This window comes from Cupriavidus sp. C1SS-2L (assembly GCF_057073735.1).
On sequence record NZ_CP172709.1, the window covers coordinates 573,707 to 593,091 of the forward strand.

General features: G+C 63.4%; 15 protein-coding genes and 2 pseudogenes. 6 read left to right on the plus strand and 11 right to left on the minus strand.

From position 1 onward, the window contains the following. Positions 1-46: 46 nt before the first annotated feature. Both ACIGJG_RS20405 and ACIGJG_RS20410 read right to left on the minus strand, forming a co-directional pair. Complete coding sequence (locus ACIGJG_RS20405) at positions 47-1,519, minus strand: amidase (RefSeq protein WP_140949149.1); 1,473 nt, start codon at positions 1,517-1,519, stop codon at positions 47-49. A 20-nt stretch (positions 1,520-1,539) separates the two neighbouring features. Then, entirely contained in the window at positions 1,540-2,877 is a 1,338-nt protein-coding gene (locus ACIGJG_RS20410; protein WP_140949132.1) for an MFS transporter, read from the minus strand. A 145-nt stretch (positions 2,878-3,022) separates the two neighbouring features. Here ACIGJG_RS20410 and ACIGJG_RS20415 point away from each other — a divergent pair, with 145 nt between their 5' ends. After that, positions 3,023-3,937, plus strand: coding sequence for a LysR family transcriptional regulator (locus ACIGJG_RS20415; RefSeq protein WP_140949131.1), 915 nt, complete (start codon positions 3,023-3,025; stop codon positions 3,935-3,937). A gap of 334 nt (positions 3,938-4,271) precedes the next feature. Here the strand turns inward: ACIGJG_RS20415 and ACIGJG_RS20420 are convergent, their stop codons facing one another. From ACIGJG_RS20420 to ACIGJG_RS20430, 3 genes and pseudogenes are all read right to left on the minus strand, one after another. Then, positions 4,272-5,717, minus strand: a complete 1,446-nt coding sequence (locus ACIGJG_RS20420; protein WP_211955797.1) for an IS1182 family transposase — start codon at positions 5,715-5,717, stop codon at positions 4,272-4,274. Positions 5,718-5,901: 184 nt separating this feature from the next. After that, a pseudogene (locus tag ACIGJG_RS20425) lies at positions 5,902-6,066 on the minus strand (carboxymuconolactone decarboxylase family protein); the annotation flags it as partial. Then, positions 6,003-6,392, minus strand: coding sequence for an FAD-binding oxidoreductase (locus ACIGJG_RS20430; protein WP_483673830.1), 390 nt, complete (start codon positions 6,390-6,392; stop codon positions 6,003-6,005). The pseudogene ACIGJG_RS20425 and the gene ACIGJG_RS20430, both read right to left, overlap by 64 nt. Positions 6,393-6,616: 224 nt before the next feature. Between ACIGJG_RS20430 and ACIGJG_RS20435 the strand changes: the two are divergent. Continuing rightward, positions 6,617-6,847, plus strand: a pseudogene (locus ACIGJG_RS20435) (DUF2889 domain-containing protein); the annotation flags it as partial. 126 nt (positions 6,848-6,973) lie between these two features. On the opposite strand, the gene ACIGJG_RS20440 reads toward ACIGJG_RS20435, so the two are convergent. The 5 genes from ACIGJG_RS20440 to ACIGJG_RS20460 form a co-directional block, all read right to left on the minus strand. Next, a complete protein-coding gene (locus ACIGJG_RS20440; RefSeq protein WP_011301764.1) occupies positions 6,974-8,230 on the minus strand; it encodes a TolC family protein in 1,257 nt (418 codons plus the stop codon). Continuing rightward, positions 8,227-11,340, minus strand: coding sequence for an efflux RND transporter permease subunit (locus ACIGJG_RS20445; RefSeq protein ID WP_483673831.1), 3,114 nt, complete (start codon positions 11,338-11,340; stop codon positions 8,227-8,229). The genes ACIGJG_RS20440 and ACIGJG_RS20445 overlap by 4 nt, the downstream gene beginning before the upstream one ends. Beyond that, the gene (locus tag ACIGJG_RS20450; RefSeq protein ID WP_011301762.1) at positions 11,340-12,428 is read right to left on the minus strand and encodes an efflux RND transporter periplasmic adaptor subunit; all 1,089 of its coding nucleotides are present in this window, start codon (positions 12,426-12,428) and stop codon (positions 11,340-11,342) included. The genes ACIGJG_RS20445 and ACIGJG_RS20450 overlap by 1 nt, the downstream gene beginning before the upstream one ends. Positions 12,429-12,512: 84 nt before the next feature. After that, entirely contained in the window at positions 12,513-12,782 is a 270-nt protein-coding gene (locus ACIGJG_RS20455) for a hypothetical protein (RefSeq protein WP_049796522.1), read from the minus strand. A gap of 276 nt (positions 12,783-13,058) precedes the next feature. Further along, positions 13,059-13,982 carry a LysR family transcriptional regulator gene (locus ACIGJG_RS20460; protein ID WP_011301761.1) on the minus strand — a complete coding sequence of 308 codons (924 nt, stop codon included), beginning with the start codon at positions 13,980-13,982 and terminating at the stop codon, positions 13,059-13,061. A gap of 162 nt (positions 13,983-14,144) precedes the next feature. Between ACIGJG_RS20460 and ACIGJG_RS20465 the strand changes: the two genes are divergently transcribed. The 4 genes from ACIGJG_RS20465 to ACIGJG_RS20480 all read left to right on the plus strand — a co-directional run bounded on the left by ACIGJG_RS20465 (position 14,145) and on the right by ACIGJG_RS20480 (position 18,424). Further along, positions 14,145-15,446 (plus strand): MFS transporter, encoded by a 1,302-nt coding sequence (locus ACIGJG_RS20465; RefSeq protein ID WP_011301760.1) that lies wholly within the window; start codon positions 14,145-14,147, stop codon positions 15,444-15,446. A gap of 47 nt (positions 15,447-15,493) precedes the next feature. Beyond that, the gene (ttdA, locus tag ACIGJG_RS20470; protein WP_011301759.1) at positions 15,494-16,393 is read left to right on the plus strand and encodes a L(+)-tartrate dehydratase subunit alpha; all 900 of its coding nucleotides are present in this window, start codon (positions 15,494-15,496) and stop codon (positions 16,391-16,393) included. Next, on the plus strand, positions 16,390-16,998 hold the full coding sequence (ttdB, locus tag ACIGJG_RS20475; RefSeq protein WP_011301758.1) for a L(+)-tartrate dehydratase subunit beta: 609 nt from the start codon (positions 16,390-16,392) through the stop codon (positions 16,996-16,998). The genes ttdA and ttdB overlap by 4 nt, the downstream gene beginning before the upstream one ends. Positions 16,999-17,221: 223 nt before the next feature. Continuing rightward, positions 17,222-18,424, plus strand: coding sequence for an MFS transporter (locus tag ACIGJG_RS20480; RefSeq protein WP_483673832.1), 1,203 nt, complete (start codon positions 17,222-17,224; stop codon positions 18,422-18,424). A gap of 29 nt (positions 18,425-18,453) precedes the next feature. Here the strand turns inward: ACIGJG_RS20480 and ACIGJG_RS20485 are convergent, their stop codons facing one another. Further along, positions 18,454-19,368 carry a LysR family transcriptional regulator gene (locus tag ACIGJG_RS20485; RefSeq protein ID WP_011301756.1) on the minus strand — a complete coding sequence of 305 codons (915 nt, stop codon included), beginning with the start codon at positions 19,366-19,368 and terminating at the stop codon, positions 18,454-18,456. Positions 19,369-19,385: the final 17 nt, after the last annotated feature.

A 19,385-nucleotide genomic window follows, 5' to 3' on the forward strand; every position in this document is an offset into this window, starting at 1 on the left:
ACTCCCCTGCCAGGCATTGAACAGTAGCCTCGGAAGCCGGAAGCGTTCAGGCGGCCTGCTCCACCGGGGCAAGTAGTTCAGGCGCCTGAAATTCATACCATTCGCGTGCCAACCATTGTGCGAAGCGCAGAGCCGCAAAGTCGCCGAACGCGGGCGCGATGATCTGCGCGCCGAAAGGCAGTCCGCGCGCGCCGCGCCCTAACGGAACGGCCGTGGCCGGCAGCCCCACCACCCCCGGGTATCCAGCCCAGAACATCGAATCGGTGCTCTCCTGCGGCTGCCCATTGACATCGAGCATTCGCTCCCAGCGTTCGCCCTTCTGATTGTGGGCGAAGGCCGTCGTGGTGGCGACCGGGCAGATCAGCAAGTCATAGTCGCTGAAGAATTGATTCCATTGCGTGCGTAGCTTCGAGCGGCGCTGGTCAAACGCGAACCAGTCCCGGTGCGTAAGCGTGCTGCCGCGATAGTGGCAAGCGCGATAGCTCATGTCGGCGGGGTCCAGCAGGCTCGTTGTGCGCCGTGCCACGTCGTAGGCTTCGTCGGAGAGGAAGGCGCCGGTCGCGGCACGTACCAGATGCAAGTACACAGCACGGGTCTCCCTGCTATCGACGGGGCGGTGATTCTCGCTGACAAAGGCAACCTCGCTACGCAGGAACGCAGCCAGTTCCTGCAGTCTCGAGACGATGACGCTATCGACGCGCGCCACCGGATCATCGGCAACGACAGCGATTCGCAGGCCCTCGACCGGGGGGCTGCGATCACGCCAGCGCGCGTCTTGCCAGCCGTGGCTGCCAAAGCAATGACCGGGCGACGTCAGGACGTCCATGGCCAGTTCGAGGTCGTGAGCGCTGCGTGCCATGGGCCCGGCCACTCCGATATCCACGGTATTCATGCATGCAATCCCTGGCAATGCGTGGCCGTCCATGGGTACCAAGCCCCACGTGGGCTTGTGACCATACACGCCGCAGTAATGCGCAGGGTTGCGAATCGATGCGCCAATGTCACTGCCAAGCTCGAGCGACGTGTAACCGGCCGCCAATGCGGCAGCCGACCCACCCGAAGAGCCGCCCGGAACGCGTGTGGCATCCCAGGGATTGCTGGTGGTCCCATATACCGGATTGAAGGTCTGCCAGTCGGCCAGTGAAACAGGCACGTTAGTCTTGCCAAAAATGATGGCTCCAGCATCCACCAGGCGCTGCACTGCCGCGGCATGGCAAGTAGCGATGTTGGTTCTGAACGCCTCATAGCCCCAGGTTGTAGGCAGGCCGGCGACGTCGAACGATTCCTTTACCGTTATCGGCAAGCCGTGCAAAGGCCCCAAACTCCTTCCGCGCGCCCGGGCTGCATCGGCTTCGGCGGCGCGCAACAGCGCGCGTTCCGCATCTAGTACCGCTACGGCGTTAATGATTGGATCGACCGCCGAGATACGCGCCAACTGGTTTTGCAGGACTTCGACGCTGGAGATTTCTCCGTGACGCAGCAGTCTCAGGAGTTCATGGGCAGTTGCATAGTTTTTCATTTGGACAGTTCCCCCTTTGATCAGCGGTTGACGGCCTGCGCGGGCATCAAGAGCACGGCGATGCTGCCCAACGCGATGCAGGCCGCGAGAATGCCCAATCCCAGCGATGCACTTCCGGTCGTCGCGAAGAGCCATCCAAACACCGAGGGGCTGGCAAATCCGGCGACCTGCCCAAAGGCATTGACAAAGGCAAGACCGACGGCGGCCGCGGCCCCCGACATGAACGCAGTCGGCAGATTCCAATACAGCGCGTTGGCAATCACGTTAAAACTGATGGCAACGGTGCTGGCGATCAGCAACAGCGTCGAGTTGTCGAGTGTCCACGGCATGACCGCGAGGCCGGCGGCGGCGGCAAAGCCGGGCAAGGCGCTGTGCCAGCGGCGTTCACCGGACGCATCGGAGGTCCGGCCCAGAACCAGCATGCCGATGACTGCGAGTACGTACGGGATGGCAACCATCCAGCCGATTTCCACCGTGCTTTTTACCCCTGCGTTGCGCAGCATGGACGGCATCCAGAAGGCCAACGTGATGCCGCAAAGGAAGGCGAAGTTGATGAACGCGAGCAGCCAGACCAGCGGCGAGCCAAATGCGTCGCGCATGCGGTGGGCGCTGGCATGTTGCGCGTCGCTGGCGACACGTTGCTGCAGAAGATGCCGTTCACCGGGACTGAGCCACTTCGCCTGCGCGATGGCGTCGGGCAAATAGCGAAGCGTGATCAGGCCGAGCAGGACGGCCGGGATTCCCTCGACCAGATATAGCCATTGCCAGGCAGCCATGCCTCCCTGGCCATCAAATGCGCGCAGGATCCAGCCTGACAGCGGACTGCCGAAAATGCTGGAGACCGGAATGGCCGCCATGAATAGCGTAATGACGCGGCCGCGCCGGTCGGCCGGATACCACTGCGTAAGGTACAGCATGACCCCAGGGAAGAACCCGGCTTCGGCAGCACCGAGCAGCAGGCGCAGCACATAGAAGTGCGTGGGAGTCCGGACGAACATGGTGGCCATGGACAGCAGGCCCCAGGTCACCATGATGCGGGCGATCCATCGGCGGGCGCCGAAGCGCCCCAGCAACAGGTTGCTTGGGACTTCCAGCAGGAAGTAGCTCACGAAGAATATGCCCGCCCCAAGCCCGAAGACGGCTTCGCTGAAGCCAAGGTCGGCTTGCATGCCAATCTTGGCGAAGCCGACATTGATCCGGTCCAGGAATGCGAAGATAAAACAGACGAAGAGGAAGCCGACCAGGCGCCGTGTCACTTTGGCGTAGACGGCATCCTCCCTTGCTGCGGGATTCTCGGTGGTGGAACCGGGCGGCACCAGAAGCCCCTCGGGGCTCTGGCAATTGACCTGCGGGCGCATGCTGTCTCCTTGGAGTGGGCGGCCCCCTTGGGGATCCGCTATGCCCAGCATGGTAGGAACACCGGCAGCTTGCCGCTACTGATAAGATTTCATAGTGAACCCTTTAGGTGTTCACTCTCCGTATAGCTATCAAGTCGGTGAGGACATGAAAAACAGTCAGTTGCGGGCTTTTGTCGCCACCGCCGAACAAGGAACTATCAGGGCTGCGGCCCGTTCGCTGGCGCTGTCGCAGACAGCGGTCACCAAGGCACTGCGAGAACTGGAGCGTGACCTCCAAGTACCTTTGCTGAGCCGCAGCCCCCAGGGCGTGAAGCTGAATGACGCCGGCCTCGAACTGCTCAGGCGTGCCAAACTGATCCTCGCTGAAGTGGACGATGCACGCGCTTCGATCCAGCGACTTTGCGGCCAAGGAACGCCGCACATCCATGCCGCAGTGACCCCCGCGTTCTCGCTCTTGTGCCTTCCCGATGCACTGCAGCGCTTTCGCAGCCGCTATCCCGAGGCCCGCGTGACCATTCGCGACGCTTTCCTGTCGGAGATGTTGCCCTTGCTGCGCGACGGCACCATTGACGTTGCGATCACCTCTCTCATGCCGGAAGTGTTGGGTAGCGACCTGAGCTTCGAGCCGCTGGGGCGTGTCGCAGTTGCAATGTCGGCCCGAGCTGGCAAGTTCGGGACTCGTACGCATCGCCTTGCGGACCTGGGCGATTCGGTCTGGCTGCTCGACAGTTCGCGCGGCGGCACGAGCGAAACGGTTCGACAGTGGTTCATGCGACATCAAGTACCGCTGCCGCGTCAGATCATCGAATGTCCGTCGTCCATGGCCTCGCTTGTGCTGACCACCAACGGCGATGCCATCGCCCCGGTTCCGCAGCCAGTGCTTTCCCTGCCATGGCTGGTCCCGCTGCTGAGTGAGATCCAACTCAAAGAGCCGTTGCCGACCATGCCGATCGGCATAGTCAAGCGCAAAGGCAATGTGCTGGACGCACCAGCCAACTGGTTTGTTGAATGCGCGCACCTTGCGATACGCTCGGTCCCCAATCTGAATCTATCCCCCTAGAGGCGCCGTTCGCTTCCTCGGCGTCGAGGTGGACGATGCCATAGAGATCGTGAAGCAAGCCAAGGGTATGAAAGCGAAACTGGTCGGTAACTCGTCGCGGCCACGAGCAGCTATTCCATCGAGCTTTCGAATGGACATTCGAGCGACTGCTTCGCCCCGAGGCCGTGTGGAAACGTCTCTCGAATCGGACTAATGCGCGTCTCCTCCGGGGCGTAGCCTGTCTTATCGAATTTTCGGCCAATCTGGTCATGGGACGACGCCGTAACGGGTGCGAACAGCGCTAGTGAGCTCCTGAGGGCGATCTTCAGCCCATTTTTTGGGCGCAAATGGGTGCTTACGCACCCACCAGGCGCATTGCCTTCATTGTTTTCGAGAACCCGAGAATTCGAAGGACGCGCTTCAGGTTGTACGCCAGAACATGCAGGCTCATTTCAGTACCTACATTCGGTAGCGTGCGCGTCAGGAAGTGCGTGTAGCCCATCCAATGTTTGAAGGTTCCGAAGACATGCTCGACGGTTCGCCTACGAACCGTCATTGCATCCGGCGTCTTGTCGAGCCGGCGCTGGACGGCCTCCAGCACTTCCTCATGCTCCCATCTGGAGATGCGCCGGTACGGACTCGGCGTGCAGTGAGATCGCATGGTGCACTGAGGACAGGCACTACTCCAATAGCGGCGTAGCTGCAGTCCATGTTCTTCTCTGGTGAAGCGGTATATCGCACGTTCACCGGCGGGACATTGATATTCATCGTCCCGGGCAATGTAGATGAAGTCCGCCCGATCAAATCGACCTCCCGCCTTCGCGCTGGACGTCGTTGGCTTGGGCAAGATGGCAGCAACTCCCGTATCCGCGCATGCCTTGATCTCCTGCGCGCTGAAGTAGCCACGATCAGCTATGGCTTTAAGCCTGGTCTTACCCATCGCATCGCGAGCGGCTCGAGCCATCGAACTCAGTTGCGCCCGATCATTGCCAATATTGGTGACTTCATGAGCGACGATCAGATGGTGCTTGGCATCTACGGCCATCTGTACGTTGTAGCCGACCATTCCGGAGCCCTTGCCACTTGTCGCCATCGAACGCGCATCAGGATCGGTCATCGAGATCTGACCATCTGGAAGTGTCTTGAGCTCTTCCTTTATCTGGCCAAGGCTATGCATCTGCTGACGCAGTTGCGCAATCTTCTCGCGCAGTCGAGTTGTCTTGAGTTCCATCTCCGCCGGCTGCGTGCGATCGGCAGTCTCCAGCGCGCTCAGATACCGCTGGATGCTTTCCTCGATTTGCTGCTGGCGTTTGTCGACTTTGCCAGCCGTGAAATTGCGGTCCCGAGTATTGACTGCCTTGAACTTGCTGCCGTCGATGGCGACCAGGGCCTGCGAGAACAACTTTAAATCGCGGCACAGAACTATGAAACGACGGCAGACATTGCGAATGCCCGTGCTGTTATCCCTGCGGAAGTCTGCAATCGTCTTGAAGTCCGGCGCCAGTCGGCCGGTAAGCCACATCAGTTCTATATTGCGTTGGCACTCGCGCTCCAGACGGCGGCTGGACTGGACTCGGTTGAGGTAGCCATAGATGTAAATCTTCAACAGGACGGCAGGATGATATGAGGGGCGACCTGTAGTCGAAGGATTGGCACCTTCGAACCCGAGCGACTCGAGATCCAACTCTTCAACGAACGCGTCGATGATCCTGGCGGGGTTATCCTCGGCGATGAAATCATCGAGGCATTCTGGAAGCAGCGTAGCTTGCTTGCGGTCTTCTCCCTCTATGAATCGCTTCATCCGGTCCCCCAATCTGAATGCGTTGATCCAGTCTAGGTGATCGAACCGTTTTCACACAGCCTCCCCCGGAAGCTGTCGTCGGTTAAGCGTGCGGTCCAGTGGCTGTAGTGGGTCGCTAGCGTTCCCTTGAACCATCGAGACCGAAGCCAGGAGGGCAACTCCGCGGCCCCCGCCTTCTGTGAACTCAATCCAACGGTAACGGGATCCCATTCTCGGCGAATACCTCCCGTACGACGGACAGTCCGTTCAACGCTGCCGGAAATCCTGCATAGACCGCCATCTGCATTACCGCTTCCACGACCTCGGCCGGCTTGCAACCGACATGCAATGCGGCATGGACATGCACACGACCACCATCGTCGCGTTCAGTGAATCGACGGAGCGCACCTGATTGAGCCGGGTCAGCGACAGCAGTACCGCCGTCCCGCTGGCATCCGGCACGCTGCCCCCCAGGAGCGAGGTGTTGCCGCCCTGCGGCACCACTGGAATGTCATTCCGGTTGCAGTACGCCACGACAGCGCTTACCTCCGCGGTCGACGCCGGCCTGACGACCGCCAGAGCCTGACCACGGAAAACACCTCGATAGTCGGTGGCGAAGGACTGGACGTCCTCGCCGACCAATACATTGGCCGGGCCGACGATGGAGATGAGATGGTTCACGTGGTGGTTCGACATGCGGGCTCCGACGGTGAGAGGGTTCTCGTGACGCCGGAAGGATCTGCATTGAGTCGTCCGACACAGTCCGAAGCATATGGGCCGTCATGCCGTCCGCATACCTATGTGTCATAGGAGAAATCGCAGGAATTTTCACACTGCCGGGCATGAGCGGGCGGCGGATTGTCCTGTCAGCCCCTTTCGCAGGGCCCCCCGACTTCCAGGGCTTTTGACGCAGCGATGGCCTGTTCGAAGTCGAAGGCCGAGTGACGGATCGCAAGCCTCAGGACGTTGCGCCACCGAGCGGCCAACGGCCCATACCGGCGAACGAACTTGCGTATCCCTATCGGGAATGCCCCGGGGGTGGCGAATCACTGCAGGCCCTTGTGGGACTTTGCATCGGCGCAGGCTGGAGCGGCGAGGTCTGCAAGCGGCTGCCATCCGGTGAAACCTGTGCACACCTGCGCGAAATACTGGGGGAAAACACCGATCACAGCAGGCGTGGACGATGCAGAACGTTCGGCACGTGTCATGCCGAACGTGCGGTGATGTGACCGCTGAAGCGCAGGCGTCAGACCACGGAGGCCTGTCCGCTTACTGCCTCAGTCGTCGAGATCCCACATCTGGTGAAGGTCGAGCCTGAGCCGGCTGTCGGCTTCCAGCGCATCGACCCGTGCAAGCCGTTCGGCCAGCAGCGCCTCCGCAAGGCTTCGGCGGACCGCAAGCAATTCGGCCAGGCCAGATTCGCCTGCGCGATAGGCGCGCGTGGCGCGATCCGACGCGATCCGCTGCAGGCGCGCGGCCTCTGCCTGAGCCTGCGCTGTCGAGCGTTTGCCAAGCAGATTCCGGTACTGCACGTCGAATTCCGTGCCGAGCCTGCGCTCGGCTGCCATTCGGCTGCGCGCCGCGGCCTCGGCGTCCGCTGCTGCTGCCGTGGCGACCGCGCGGCGATGTTCGCCGCCAAGCGGCATGGCCACGCTGACGCCAAGGATGCGCTCGGCGCCGCCACGCTCAATGGAAACAAACATGCCCACCGTCGGATCGGGCTTGCGCTCCAGATCCGCGCGGGTAGCCTGCCGTAGCGCCTGCGCTTCCTGCGCCATCGCGAGCCGGTACTCATGGCTGCCGCGCACGTAGTCCATACGTAAAGCCTCGGGCGGGTCATGAGGCGCAAGTGACAGCGCTGTATCTGCCAGCGGGCCGGGCTCTCCCAGCCCCGGAAACCGCCCACGCAGTTCGGCCAGTGCGGCCTGCTCCGCGGCCGCGGCCGTCGCTAGCGCGGCCTGCGTACGTGCGTGATCCGACGCAGCCAGCTCTCCGTCGAGCCTCGCGGCGTCACCCATTTGGATGCGGCGCGCCGTCATGGCCACAAGTTCGCCGGCCGCCCTGGCGTTATCCTGCGCGGCAAGGCGAGCCTGCCCGGCACGCATCACGGCAAACCACAGGGCAAGGATCTGGCGCGACGATTCGTGCCGCGCGTCCATCACGGCAAGGTTCGCGGCTTCGCCAGTCGCATCGGCCAACCGCGCATCGGCATCGGCCTTGCCCCATAGACGCAGCGGTCTTTCCACTGCTATCTGCCCTTCGGCAAAACGCTGGGACGGCTCTCGAACGCTGCGGCCCTGCCCAATCGCCCGTACCACCGTTTCAGCGGTGCCCGCGCGGATGCCGACGGCGCGCGCAAGCGCGGCATCGCGCCTGGCTTGTGCAGTCATCACGTCGGGAGAACCGGCAATCGCTTCCCGCACCGCCGCTTCGTCCGGCAGATAGCCGCCTGCGCTGCCCGCGTGCGCAGCAGCACTCCAGACCGTCATCGCGACGGCCGCTGCAAGGCGCTTGACATACAGGTCGCGTTTCATCGCGGCTCTCCCTGCGGGATGGACGGCCGCGGTCCCGACACGCCGAATCGTTCGAACAATAGTGGCAGCAGGAGCAGCGTCAGTGCCGTCGAGGACACTAGGCCACCCGAGACAACGATCGCCAGTGGGCGCTGGATCTCCGATCCGGGGCCGCTTGCCAGCAACAGCGGGATCATCCCCAGCGCAGTGATGCAGGCGGTCATCAGAACGGGGCGCAGGCGGTCACGTACGCCGGTCCGGACAGCCTGCGCAATGTCGATTCCCGATTCCAGCAACGTGTTGAAGTGCGACACCAGCACGACCCCATTGAGCACTGCGATGCCGAGCAGCGCGATGAATCCGACCGACGCCGGAACCGACAGGTACTCTCCCGACAGCCGCAATGCGGTAATACCTCCGACCAGTGCGAACGGAATATTGGCGATCACCAGTACGGCCTGGCGCACTGAGCGAAACGTCAGCATCAGCAGGAGAAAGATCGCTGCCAGCGCCATTGGCACCACCAGTGCCAGGCGTGCCGCGGCGCGACGCTGGTTCTCGAACTGCCCGCCCCAGATGATGCGCAGCCCCTTGGGGAGTGCCTTGAGATTGGCGACAGCCGACTGCGCTTCCTGCACGAAGCCGGCCAGGTCGCGGCCTTCCACGTTGGCCTGGATCACCGCGAACCTGGCGCCATCCTCATGATTGATGCGCACCGGGCCGTCCACGCGCTCGATGCTCGCCAGCGACGTCAGCGGCCAAGCGCGGCCGTCGGGCGCTGTGACCAGCAGGCTGGCAAAGGACTCGGGCGCCTGGCGCAATGCCGCGCCGCCACGCAGGATCAGCGGCGTGCGGACGATCCCTTCAGGCACCACGCCGATGCGGTCCCCTTCCACCAGCGCGCGCAATTGCGCCTGCAGGGCATCGCCGGTGAAGCCGGCCCGGCCCGCGGCGGCACGGTCGAGGGACAGTTTCAGGTATTGCACACCGCTGTTGCTGGGGGCGATCACCTCGGCCGCCCCCCTGATGCCGCGCACGGTCGTCGCGATGACCTGCGCCGCCGCGTCGATGGCCGCAAGATCACTGCCGAACAGCTTGATGGCAACGTCGCCGCGCGTGCCGGTCAGCATCTCGGAGACACGCATCTCGATAGGTTGGGTGAATCCATAGATCACGCCGGGAAAGCGTTCCATCACGCGCCGGATCGCTATCGCAATATCCTCTTTGCTGCCGCGCCACTGGTCCTTCGGCTTGAGGACCAGGAAGGTGTCGGTCTCGTTCAGGCCCATCGGATCGAGGCCCAGGTCGTCGGAGCCGGATCGCGCCACGATGGATCGGATCTCCGGGACCTCCTTCAGCAGGGCCTGCTGTACACGCTGGTCCAGATCCAGCGATGCCGCGAGCGATACTGATGGCGCCTTCTGGAGCTGCACGATCAGATCACCCTCGTCCATCGTCGGCATGAAGGTCTTTCCCACAGACAGGTACAGCACCGTGGCACCGGCCAGCGCCGCGCCTGCGACCCCAAACACGGTGCGGCGGTGCGTCATGCTCCAGTCCTGCATCCTTGCAAAACCCGCCGCCACCTTGCGCATCAGCCAGGGCGGTTCATCGGCATGCGAGAGCAGCAGCCACGATGCCAGTGCAGGGACCACCGTGAAAGCGATCACCACCGAGGACCCCAGCGCCAGCACGATGGTAAGCGCCACCGGCGCAAACAGCTTTCCCTCAAGACCTTCCAACGACAACAGCGGCAGGAACACGATGGCGATGATCGATACGCCGGCCAGCATCGGCACGGCCACGGTCGACACCGCGTGCCGAATGGCCGCGCCACGCAGCGTCTCATCGGTCTTGTGCGCTTCGGCGCGTGCCAGGGCAGTCTCGATGTTCTCGACGACGACCACGGCGGCATCCACCAGCATGCCCAGCGCGATTGCCAGGCCGCCAAGGCTCATCAGGTTCGCAGTGAGCCCGGCGTAGCGCATCAGCAGAAAGGTGGCGAGCATCGATAGCGGCAGCGTGGCCGCCACGACCAGCGCGGCGCGTATACCGCCGAGAAACAGGTACAGCGTGACGACTACCAGCAAGCCCGCCTCCGCGAGCGCACGGATCACGGTGTTTGCAGCCCGTGTCACCAATTCGCCGCGGTTGTAGAAGACGCCGGTCGACATGCCTTTCGGCAGGCTTGGCGCCAACTCGTCCAGCCGCGCCTGTACTGCCCGCACCAGCTTGCGCGCATCCGTGCCACGCAGCCCCAGCACGAGCCCCTCCACCGCCTCGCCCTGCCCGTCCTTGCTGACCGCGCCGTTGCGCGTCGCCTCGCCAAGCCGCACCGTGGCCACATCACCGACCGTCACGGCCGGCGCCGCGGAAACGTCGTGCGGGGCAGACACCACGATGGCACGCAGGTCATCGAGCCCCCGTACGCCCCCTTCCACACGCACCACCCAGTGCTCGTCGCCGCGATCGAGGCGACCGGCACCGTCGTTGCGGTTGTTCGTGTCCAGCGCCTGGCGCAGCTGGTCCAGTGTCACGCCGCGCGCTCGCAGGCGGGACGGATCGGGAATTACCTCGTAGCTTCGGACCTCGCCGCCAAGTGCGTTGACGTCGGCGACGCCCGGCACGGTACGCAAGGCCGGCCGGATGATCCAATCAAGCACGCGGCGCCGCTCCGCAAGCGAATAGCCATCACCCTCCACGGTGAACATGAACATCTCGCCCAGCGGCGTGGTAATGGGCGCCAGGCCGCCCTGGGCGGTCGAAGGCAGGTCCCGCGCGAGGCCGGCGATCCGCTCCGATACCTGCTGGCGCGCCCAGTAGACATCCACCCCTTCCGCAAAATCCACCGTCACGTCGCTGATGCCGTACTTGGATACCGAGCGCACGATGGTCTTGTGCGGGATGCCGAGCAGTTCCTGCTCGATCGGCGTCGATACGCGCTGCTCGACCTCCTCCGGCGTCATGCCGGGCACTTTGAGCACCACCTTGACCTGAGTCGGAGAAATATCAGGGAAGGCGTCAATCGGCAGGTTTGCATAAGCCCAGGCGCCCGCGGCGGCCAGCACACAGGCGGCGATCAGGACAAGAACGCGCTGGCGCAGGGAAAATTCGATCACTCGGGCAAGCATTACCGGTCTCCCGCCAGCAGGCCTTTGAGCGCGCCGATGCCCGCAACCGCTACACGCGTCCCCGCCGGAAGATTGCCGCGGACCACCGCGCTGGCTTCATCCATGCCCTCCAGCGTCACGGGCTGGAAGCGGAAGCCCTTGTCCGTAGCGATGAACACGCCCGGCACTCCCTGCCAGTAGGCCACCGCTGCCGCCGGTATGCGCACCCGGCCGGCAGTACCCTTCCCGTCCTTGCTTCGCAGTTTCAGCGTGACATTGACGCTCTCGCCGACGCGCAGGTCACCACGGCGGTCCAGCGAAGCGCGCACGCGAATTCCCGCCGTTCCATCGGCGGCGGGCGCAACGCCAACCACCGTGCCAGCCGCGTCGCGTTGCGGCACCTCCACCCGCTCACCTGGCGCCGGCACTGGCACATCGCGGCCCAGCAGAAGATCGAGTTCCAGCGCATCAGGGTCGACGACGCGGAACAACGGCGTCGCGGCTTCCACGCGCGCGCCGGGCACGGCGTTCACTTCCGACACGATGCCGCCGTGGGCGGCCACGAGCTGGGCCTCGTCGCCCGCAGCGGAAAACACCACGCCCGACGATGCCATCTCCGCCCGTCGCGCCTTTGCCATGGCGGCAGCCTCGGCGGCCCGCGCCTGGGTTGCCTGCCAGCGGCTGGCAGCGATAATGCCGTCGTCATAGAGCGACTGGTCACGCACCAGGGCCTGTTGCGCGAGGCGGCCCTGCGAATTCGCTTCGGCCAGAGCGCGCCTTGCGTCGAATAGTTGCGGGCTCAGGAAGCCGGCCAGCGGCTGGCCTGGACGCACGGTCTGCCCGATGGCTACCAGCACACGCGGCACGATGCCCGCATACGGCGCCGCCACGACATACTGCGCGCCGGGCTTGAATACGACCCTGGCGTGCGTGCCCACGTCAACGGTTTCGGCGGCGGAGACGGCGCTGGTGCGCACGCCAAGGGCGCGCGCATGCTCCGCTGAAAGCGGCACCGCTTGTGCCGCGGTCTGCGCGACAGCGATGTTCGAAAGCGACAAGCAGGTCAATGCGATCCACGCACGGACCCTACGAAGGTGTCTGAATGACATTCCTGACTCCAACATGCAGGAGAGATTCGCGATCCACGAACGAACCGCGTGAACGAACACCGGCAAGGCGCCGGACAACGGGAATCAGGAGAACTGCGGTGGCGCTTGCGCGGGCGGCGGGCGACTGAAGCGGTAACGCCAGCGTGGCGCTGGGGCGCGATAGAAGGGAACGCGTCGCGAGACATCGCTCGCAAGTGCCGCCAGCAATACGAGCGTCAGGATCGACAACCCGGGAAGTACTGCCGGCTGGATCAGCGCGCCCAACACCAGGCGTCCGACCCCGGATTCGACATCCACTTCTAACGAATCGCCACTAGCCAGCGACGAATCGGCACGAGCAGCGTCATCACGCATTTGCGACGCCGCTGCAGGGAAATGGGAATCAGTTTCGGCAGGTAGGCCAGCGTGCACGTGCAGGCCAGTCTGTATCGGAGTTCCGAAATGGCCGTGCAGGAGCGGGGTCAGCAGCTGCGTCAGTATGAAGAGCACCAACACGGCGCCCCGGAGCGAGGCTCTCGGTATTGCACGTGACATGCACGCATTGTAATTCAACAAGTGCCGAGCGCCCGGCCGGCTTGTGCACCCATGATTGCCGCCCCCCAAAAGCCGGCCTTCGCGGTTGCTAAATTTCTACCAATTCGACCCGTCCTTGCTCGGGCTGTCGGCGTGATGCCTCAGAAAGCTCCGGAGGTGCTCGACGAAGTAAGAGACCTTGGCAGACTGGTTCAGGCGTTCCAGATAGACAGCGTAGATGTCCGCGGGAGGCGTGGCATAGTCAGTGAGGACCTGGACCAACCGCCCGCTGCGCAAGAACTTGGCGACATCCCACTCGGCGCGCATCAGGATGCCGTGTCCTTCCAGCGCCCAGTTGAGGGCCACTTCTCCGTCGTTGGTGCTGAGTTTGCCGTGAACCTTGATGGTCTCGGTCTGCTTCCCACGGGTCAGCCGCCAGTTGCCATAGGCGGTCTCGTTTTGCCGCAGCACGATGCATGCATGCTGCGTCAGGTCGTGCGGCAAAAGCGGTTCGCCCGCAGAGCGCAGATAAGCCGGTGACGCGCAAAGCAGACGCCGGTTCGGCGCAATCCGCTTGGCGATGAGCCGGGAATCAGGCAGGTCGCCGAAGCGGATCGATACATCGATCGCTTCATCGGGCAAGCTGATCGGGCGATCCGTCAGCTGGAGCTGGACTTCGACGTCCGGATAGGTCTTCGAGAACCCCGAAATGGCCGGACCGATATAAGAGCGCCCGAAACCCAGCGGCGCATTGACACGCAACAGGCCTTTCGGCGCCTCGCGACTGCTCGATACCAGCCTCTCCATTTCATCGATATCGCCGAGGATGCGCATCGCGTTCGCGAAATAGACCTCCCCTTCGTTAGTGAGACTGATCCGTCGCGTCGTGCGGTTCAGCAGCCGCACTCCCAGACGCGCTTCCAGTTGTGACAGCCGCCGCGATACAGCGGGCGGCGTCAGATTCAGCTCACGCGCTGTGGCGGCAAGGCTCCCCTGCTTCACGAGCAGGCAGAAAAAGGCGAGCTGCGAGTCCGAATCCATTAGTAAAAATTTTGCAAGGATGTCTTAACTTTACATCGATTCATCGCCGCACTGAAGCGAATAACCTTCGATCACACCAAGCAAGCGCGCTACCAGCTAACGCAGCGAGCCGAGAAGTGGCATTTCCGCACCGATCGGGATTCATCAACAAGGAGACACCCAGTGCAAGCGGATATCGAGAAGCGGACCTTGCGCCGCATTAGTTGGCGCATCGTGCCGTTCATCATGCTGTTGTATTTCATCGCCTACATCGACCGGGTCAATATCGGCTTCGCTGCCCTGACGATGAAAACGGACCTCGGCTTCACCGCCTCGATTCTCGGCTTCGGCGCAGGCATCTTCTTCTGGGGCTATTTCCTGTTCGAGGTGCCGTCCAACATCGTGCTTCACAAGGTAGGCGCGCGCCTGTGGATCGCCCGGGTAATGCTCACCTGGGGACTGATCTCGGCCTGCATGGCTTTCGTCCAGGGTCCGACCAGCTTCTACATCGTTCGCTTCCTGCTTGGCGCAGCAGAGGCCGGCTTCTTCCCCGGCATCATCCTGTATCTGAGCTACTGGTTCCCCGCGCGTCACCGGGCCGGCGTGACGGCGTTCTTTATGGCCGCTGCGCCGATCTCCACCGCGCTGGGCTCACCGCTCTCGGCCGCGCTGCTGGAAATGCACGGCGTGATGGGCCTCGCAGGCTGGCAATGGATGTTCATCGTGGAAGCGATTCCGGCTGTCATCCTCGGCGTCGTGGTCTTTTTCTATATGACCGATCGCCCCGAGCAGGCAACCTGGCTAAACGAGGACGAGCGTGCCTGGCTGGTCAGGGAAATGAGCCAGGAGGCCGCCAGCAAGCGGCATCACGGTGACCACAGCGTCCTGCGCGGCCTTGCCGACCCCCGGGTGCTGGCCCTGGCGCTGATTTACTTTGGCACGTCGGCAGGTCTCTACACGCTGGGCATCTGGGCGCCGCAGATCATCAAGCAACTGGGCGTTTCGTCCATCACCGTCGGCTTTCTCAACGCCATTCCCCCGATCGTTTCGGTCATCGCCATGGTCTTGTGGTCCCGCCATTCCGACCGCACCGGCGAACGCACGTGGCACGTAATTCTGGCCTGTGTCGCCGCCGCAGTGGGCCTGGTGGTCGCGGCAAGCGCCAATAGCATCGTTGGACTGATTGCTGCGCTCACGCTTGTCAACGTAGGGATCAGTTGTGCCAAGCCGCCCCTGTGGACGATGCCGACGGCGTTCCTGTCGGGCGCTGCCGCCGCGACTGGCATTGCCACCATCAATTCGATCGGGAACCTCGGCGGCTTTGCCGGCCCCGCCATGATTGGCTGGATCAAGGACCAGACAGGCAGCTTCGCGGGCGGACTCTACTTCGTCGCAGGCCTGCTCGTGCTTTCCGCAGTGCTGACCCTCGTGCTGGCCACCTCGCAGAAGTCGAAGGTGACCGCCTCCAACGCGACAGCGCACTAACCACGTTGCGCCTCTCATAACCCCCGCATATCGAAAAGGAGTACCACATGGACACGGAAGCTGCAGTCCAGTCGCTGACAGACACCATGGCGAAGTTCACGGCTTACATCGGCAAGCGTCTGCCCACCGATGTCAAGAAGAAGCTCGCCGAACTGCGCACGATGGAAACCAATCCGCTGGCGAAGTCGATCTACGATTCGATGGCCGGCAACCAGGAAGCTGCGGACAAACTTGATCGGCCGAGCTGCCAGGACACCGGTGTCATCCAGTATTTCGTCGAGGCCGGCGCCAATTTCCCGCTGCTGGGCGAACTCGAAGAGATCCTGAAGGAGGCCACCGCCGAGGCCACCCGCATGGGGCCGCTGCGCCATAACGCCGTCGAGACCTTCGATGAGAAGAACACCGGCACCAATACCGGCACCCAGATCCCGTGGCTGGACTGGCGCATCGTCCCAGGCCTGGATAGCTGCACCATCGACGTCTACATGGCCGGCGGCGGCTGCACGCTGCCCGGCGCGGCCAAGGTCCTGATGCCGGGCCAGGGTTACGAGGGCGTGGCGGAATTCGTGATGGACGTCATCACCGAACGCGGCGTCAATGCGTGCCCGCCGCTGCTCGTCGGCGTCGGTGTGTCGACATCGGTCGAGACTGCCGCGCGGCTGTCCAAGCTCGCGATCATGCGGCCGGTCGATTCCAGGAGCGCAAATCCGCGTGCGGCGCTGATGGAAGACCTGCTGGAGCAAGGCCTCAACGAGGTCGGAATCGGGCCGCAGGGCCTGACAGGGAATAACAGCGTCATGGGCGTCAACATCGAATCGTCGGCGCGTCATCCATCGACGATCGGCGTGGCGGTCAACACGGGCTGCTGGGCGCATCGCCGCGGCAAGATCCGCATCAACGCCGACATGTCTTACGAAATCATTTCCCACGAAGGAGTCGTCCTGTGAAAAAAGTCCTCACTACCCCCATCAAGGACGAAGATCTTGCGGATCTCAAGGTTGGCGACGTCGTCTATCTGACCGGCCGCCTGGTGACCTGCCGCGACGTGGCACATCGCCGCCTGATCGAACAGGGGCGCGAACTTCCGGTCAACCTGGAGGGAGGTGCCATCTTTCACGCCGGCCCGATCGTCCGCAAGAAGGAAGACGGCGGCTTCGAAATGGTCTCGATTGGCCCGACGACCAGCATGCGAATGGAGAAGTTCGAGCGCGAGTTCATCAAGCAGACTGGCGTGAAGCTGATCGTCGGCAAAGGCGGCATGGGTCCGGAAACCGCAGCCGGCTGCCAGGCAAACGTGGCAGTGCACGCGATATTTCCCGGCGGCTGCGCCGTGCTGGCGGCGACGCAGGTGGAGGAAATCGAAGGCGCGGAATGGCAGGACCTTGGCATGCCCGAGACCCTCTGGATCAACCGGGTCAAGGAATTCGGACCGTTGATCATCTCGATCGATACCAAGGGCAATAACCTGATCCAGCAGAACAAGGCCGAGTTCAACTCGCGCAAGGCCCCGATCCTGGAGCGGATCAGCAAGGAACTGAGTTTCATCCGGTAATCGGCCCCGGCTCGACAACATCTGCGATGACCTGACAGCCGGGTGTCAGGCCAGAGTTGTACCTGCCGGCGATCGGCGCCGGGGCATTGCAGCAGGTCAGCGGGGCGTGACACCGCGTCCGCAGGCTTTGCGCGCCGCGCAACGCAGACTTGCTCTGCGTTGTGATTCAAATTGCGCTTTTACGCTCCTAAGCTTGGGGCACTGCAACCTGATACCCCAAGCCATGAAAACCACAACCTCCCACGCGCCGCATACTGCCGATCACGCGGCCGCGCCAATGTCTGGCGCGCTGGTCGGCTTGTTCGCCCTGTGCGCAGGCGTCCTCGTCGCCAATCTCTATTACGCACAGCCGATCATCGAACTGATTGCACCGGCCGTTGGCCTGTCCGCGCAAAGCGCCAGCGTGATCGTATCGCTGACCCAGATCGGCTATGCGGTCGGCCTTTTCTTTCTGGTGCCCCTTGCCGACCTGCATGAGAACCGGCGTTTGCTGACGATCAGCGGCGTCGCGGCCGCAATCAGCCTGGCAGGCGCCGCCACCGCGTCGCAACCGGGCGTGTTCCTGCTGGTGTCGCTGCTGCTGGGCCTGAGTTCGGTGAGCGTGCAGATTCTGATTCCGCTGGCCGCGCACCTTGCCCCTGAGGCGCTGCGCGGGCGGACTGTCGGCACCATCATGGGCGGCCTGCTTTCCGGCATCCTGCTGTCCAGGCCACTGTCGAGCATGCTTGCGCAGTACTTCGGCTGGCGTGCCGTGTTCTACATCGCCGCCGCGACGACGCTGATCACGGTCGGCATCATTACCACGACGCTGCCTCGGCGCACGCCGCAGCATCGGGCCACCTTTGCCGAACTGCTCGTATCGTTGTGGCATCTGTTCACGCGCTTTGCAGTGCTGCGTCAGCGCTCGCTGTACCAGGCCCTCCTCTTTGCGGCCTTCAGCCTGTTCTGGACCGCTGCACCGCTCGAACTCGCCAGCCATTACGGGCTGTCGCAGTCGCAGATCGGCGTGTTTGCCCTGGTCGGCGCACTGGGCGCAGTCGCAGCCCCTGTTGCGGGCCGGCTGGCAGACGCGGGGCACACGCGCATTGCCTCATTCCTTGCGATGATCGCGGCAGCCATCAGCTTTGTTCCGGGCATTGCCGGTGGCGCTGGCGGCCTGTATTGGCTGGCACTCACCGGCATCGTGCTCGACTTCGCCGTGCAGATGAACATGGTGCTGGGCCAGCGTGCCATCTATGCGCTCGATGCCGCCAGCCGCGGACGGCTGAACGCACTGTATATGACTGCCATCTTCGCCGGCGGCGCGGTGGGATCCGCGCTGGCCAGCACGCTGTACACGCATCTCGGTTGGGCCGGCGTGGTCGCGGCAGGCAGCGGTCTTGCGACGGTCTCGCTGGTGGCGCTGGCGATCGCTTCGCGGCGCTGAGACCACGCCGCCGCGGCACGGGCGAGCGATCAGTCCCGACGCCGGGTCGGCCCTGGCAGCGCTGCGAGGAAATCCATGAACGCCGCGATTCTGCGCGAACCGCGCTGGTTCGGCAGATATAGCGCGGAGATTGCGGAACTGGCCTGATCCGGGTTGACTGACCATGCATCGAACAATGGCATCAGTCGTTGGCTTTCGATATCTTCATCGATCAGCCAGTCCGGCAGAAGGCCGATTCCGGCGCCCGCGAGCGCGATATCGCGCAAGACGTCGATGTTGTTGCTGCGAAAATGTCCGCTGACGGGAACTTTGGTCTCGCTGTCGCCCTGGCGAAATGTCCAGACCTGGTCGCGCGTGCCGTAGCTGAACCGAAGGCAACGATGGTTGACCAGATCAACGGGATCATCGGGACAGCCCCGGCTTTCCAGATAGGCCGGACTGGCGACCACCCGGCGACGAAAGCGGCCGATCTCACGCGCGACGACATTGTCATACGACGCAGGGCTGCCGAGCCGCACGGACAGATCGACGCGCTCGCCCACGAGGTCGACGATATCGTCGGTCAGCGTCACGTCAACCTCGAGCTGTGGATACTTCGCCAGCCAGCCGCCAAGATACGGCGCGATGCACCGCCGCCCGAAGGCCACCGGCAATGACACGCGCAACTGCCCGACCGGCTCCTCGCCTCGATCCGCGATCAGCGCATCAGCCTCTTCTACGGCATCCAGGATCCTGCGAGCCCGCTGATAGTAGGTGGCGCCGGCCTCCGTCACCGTGATCTGCCGCGTCGAGCGGTTCAGCAGCACGGCGCCGAGCGACGCCTCCAGTCCATCAAGCGCACGCGTCACGGACGACGTCGCCAGGTCCAGCCTTCGCGCAGCGGCCGAGAATCCCTTTGCGTCCACGGTCTCCACGAACATCTTCAGTGCAAGCAGTTTGTCCATCCTTGCCGTGATCCTTG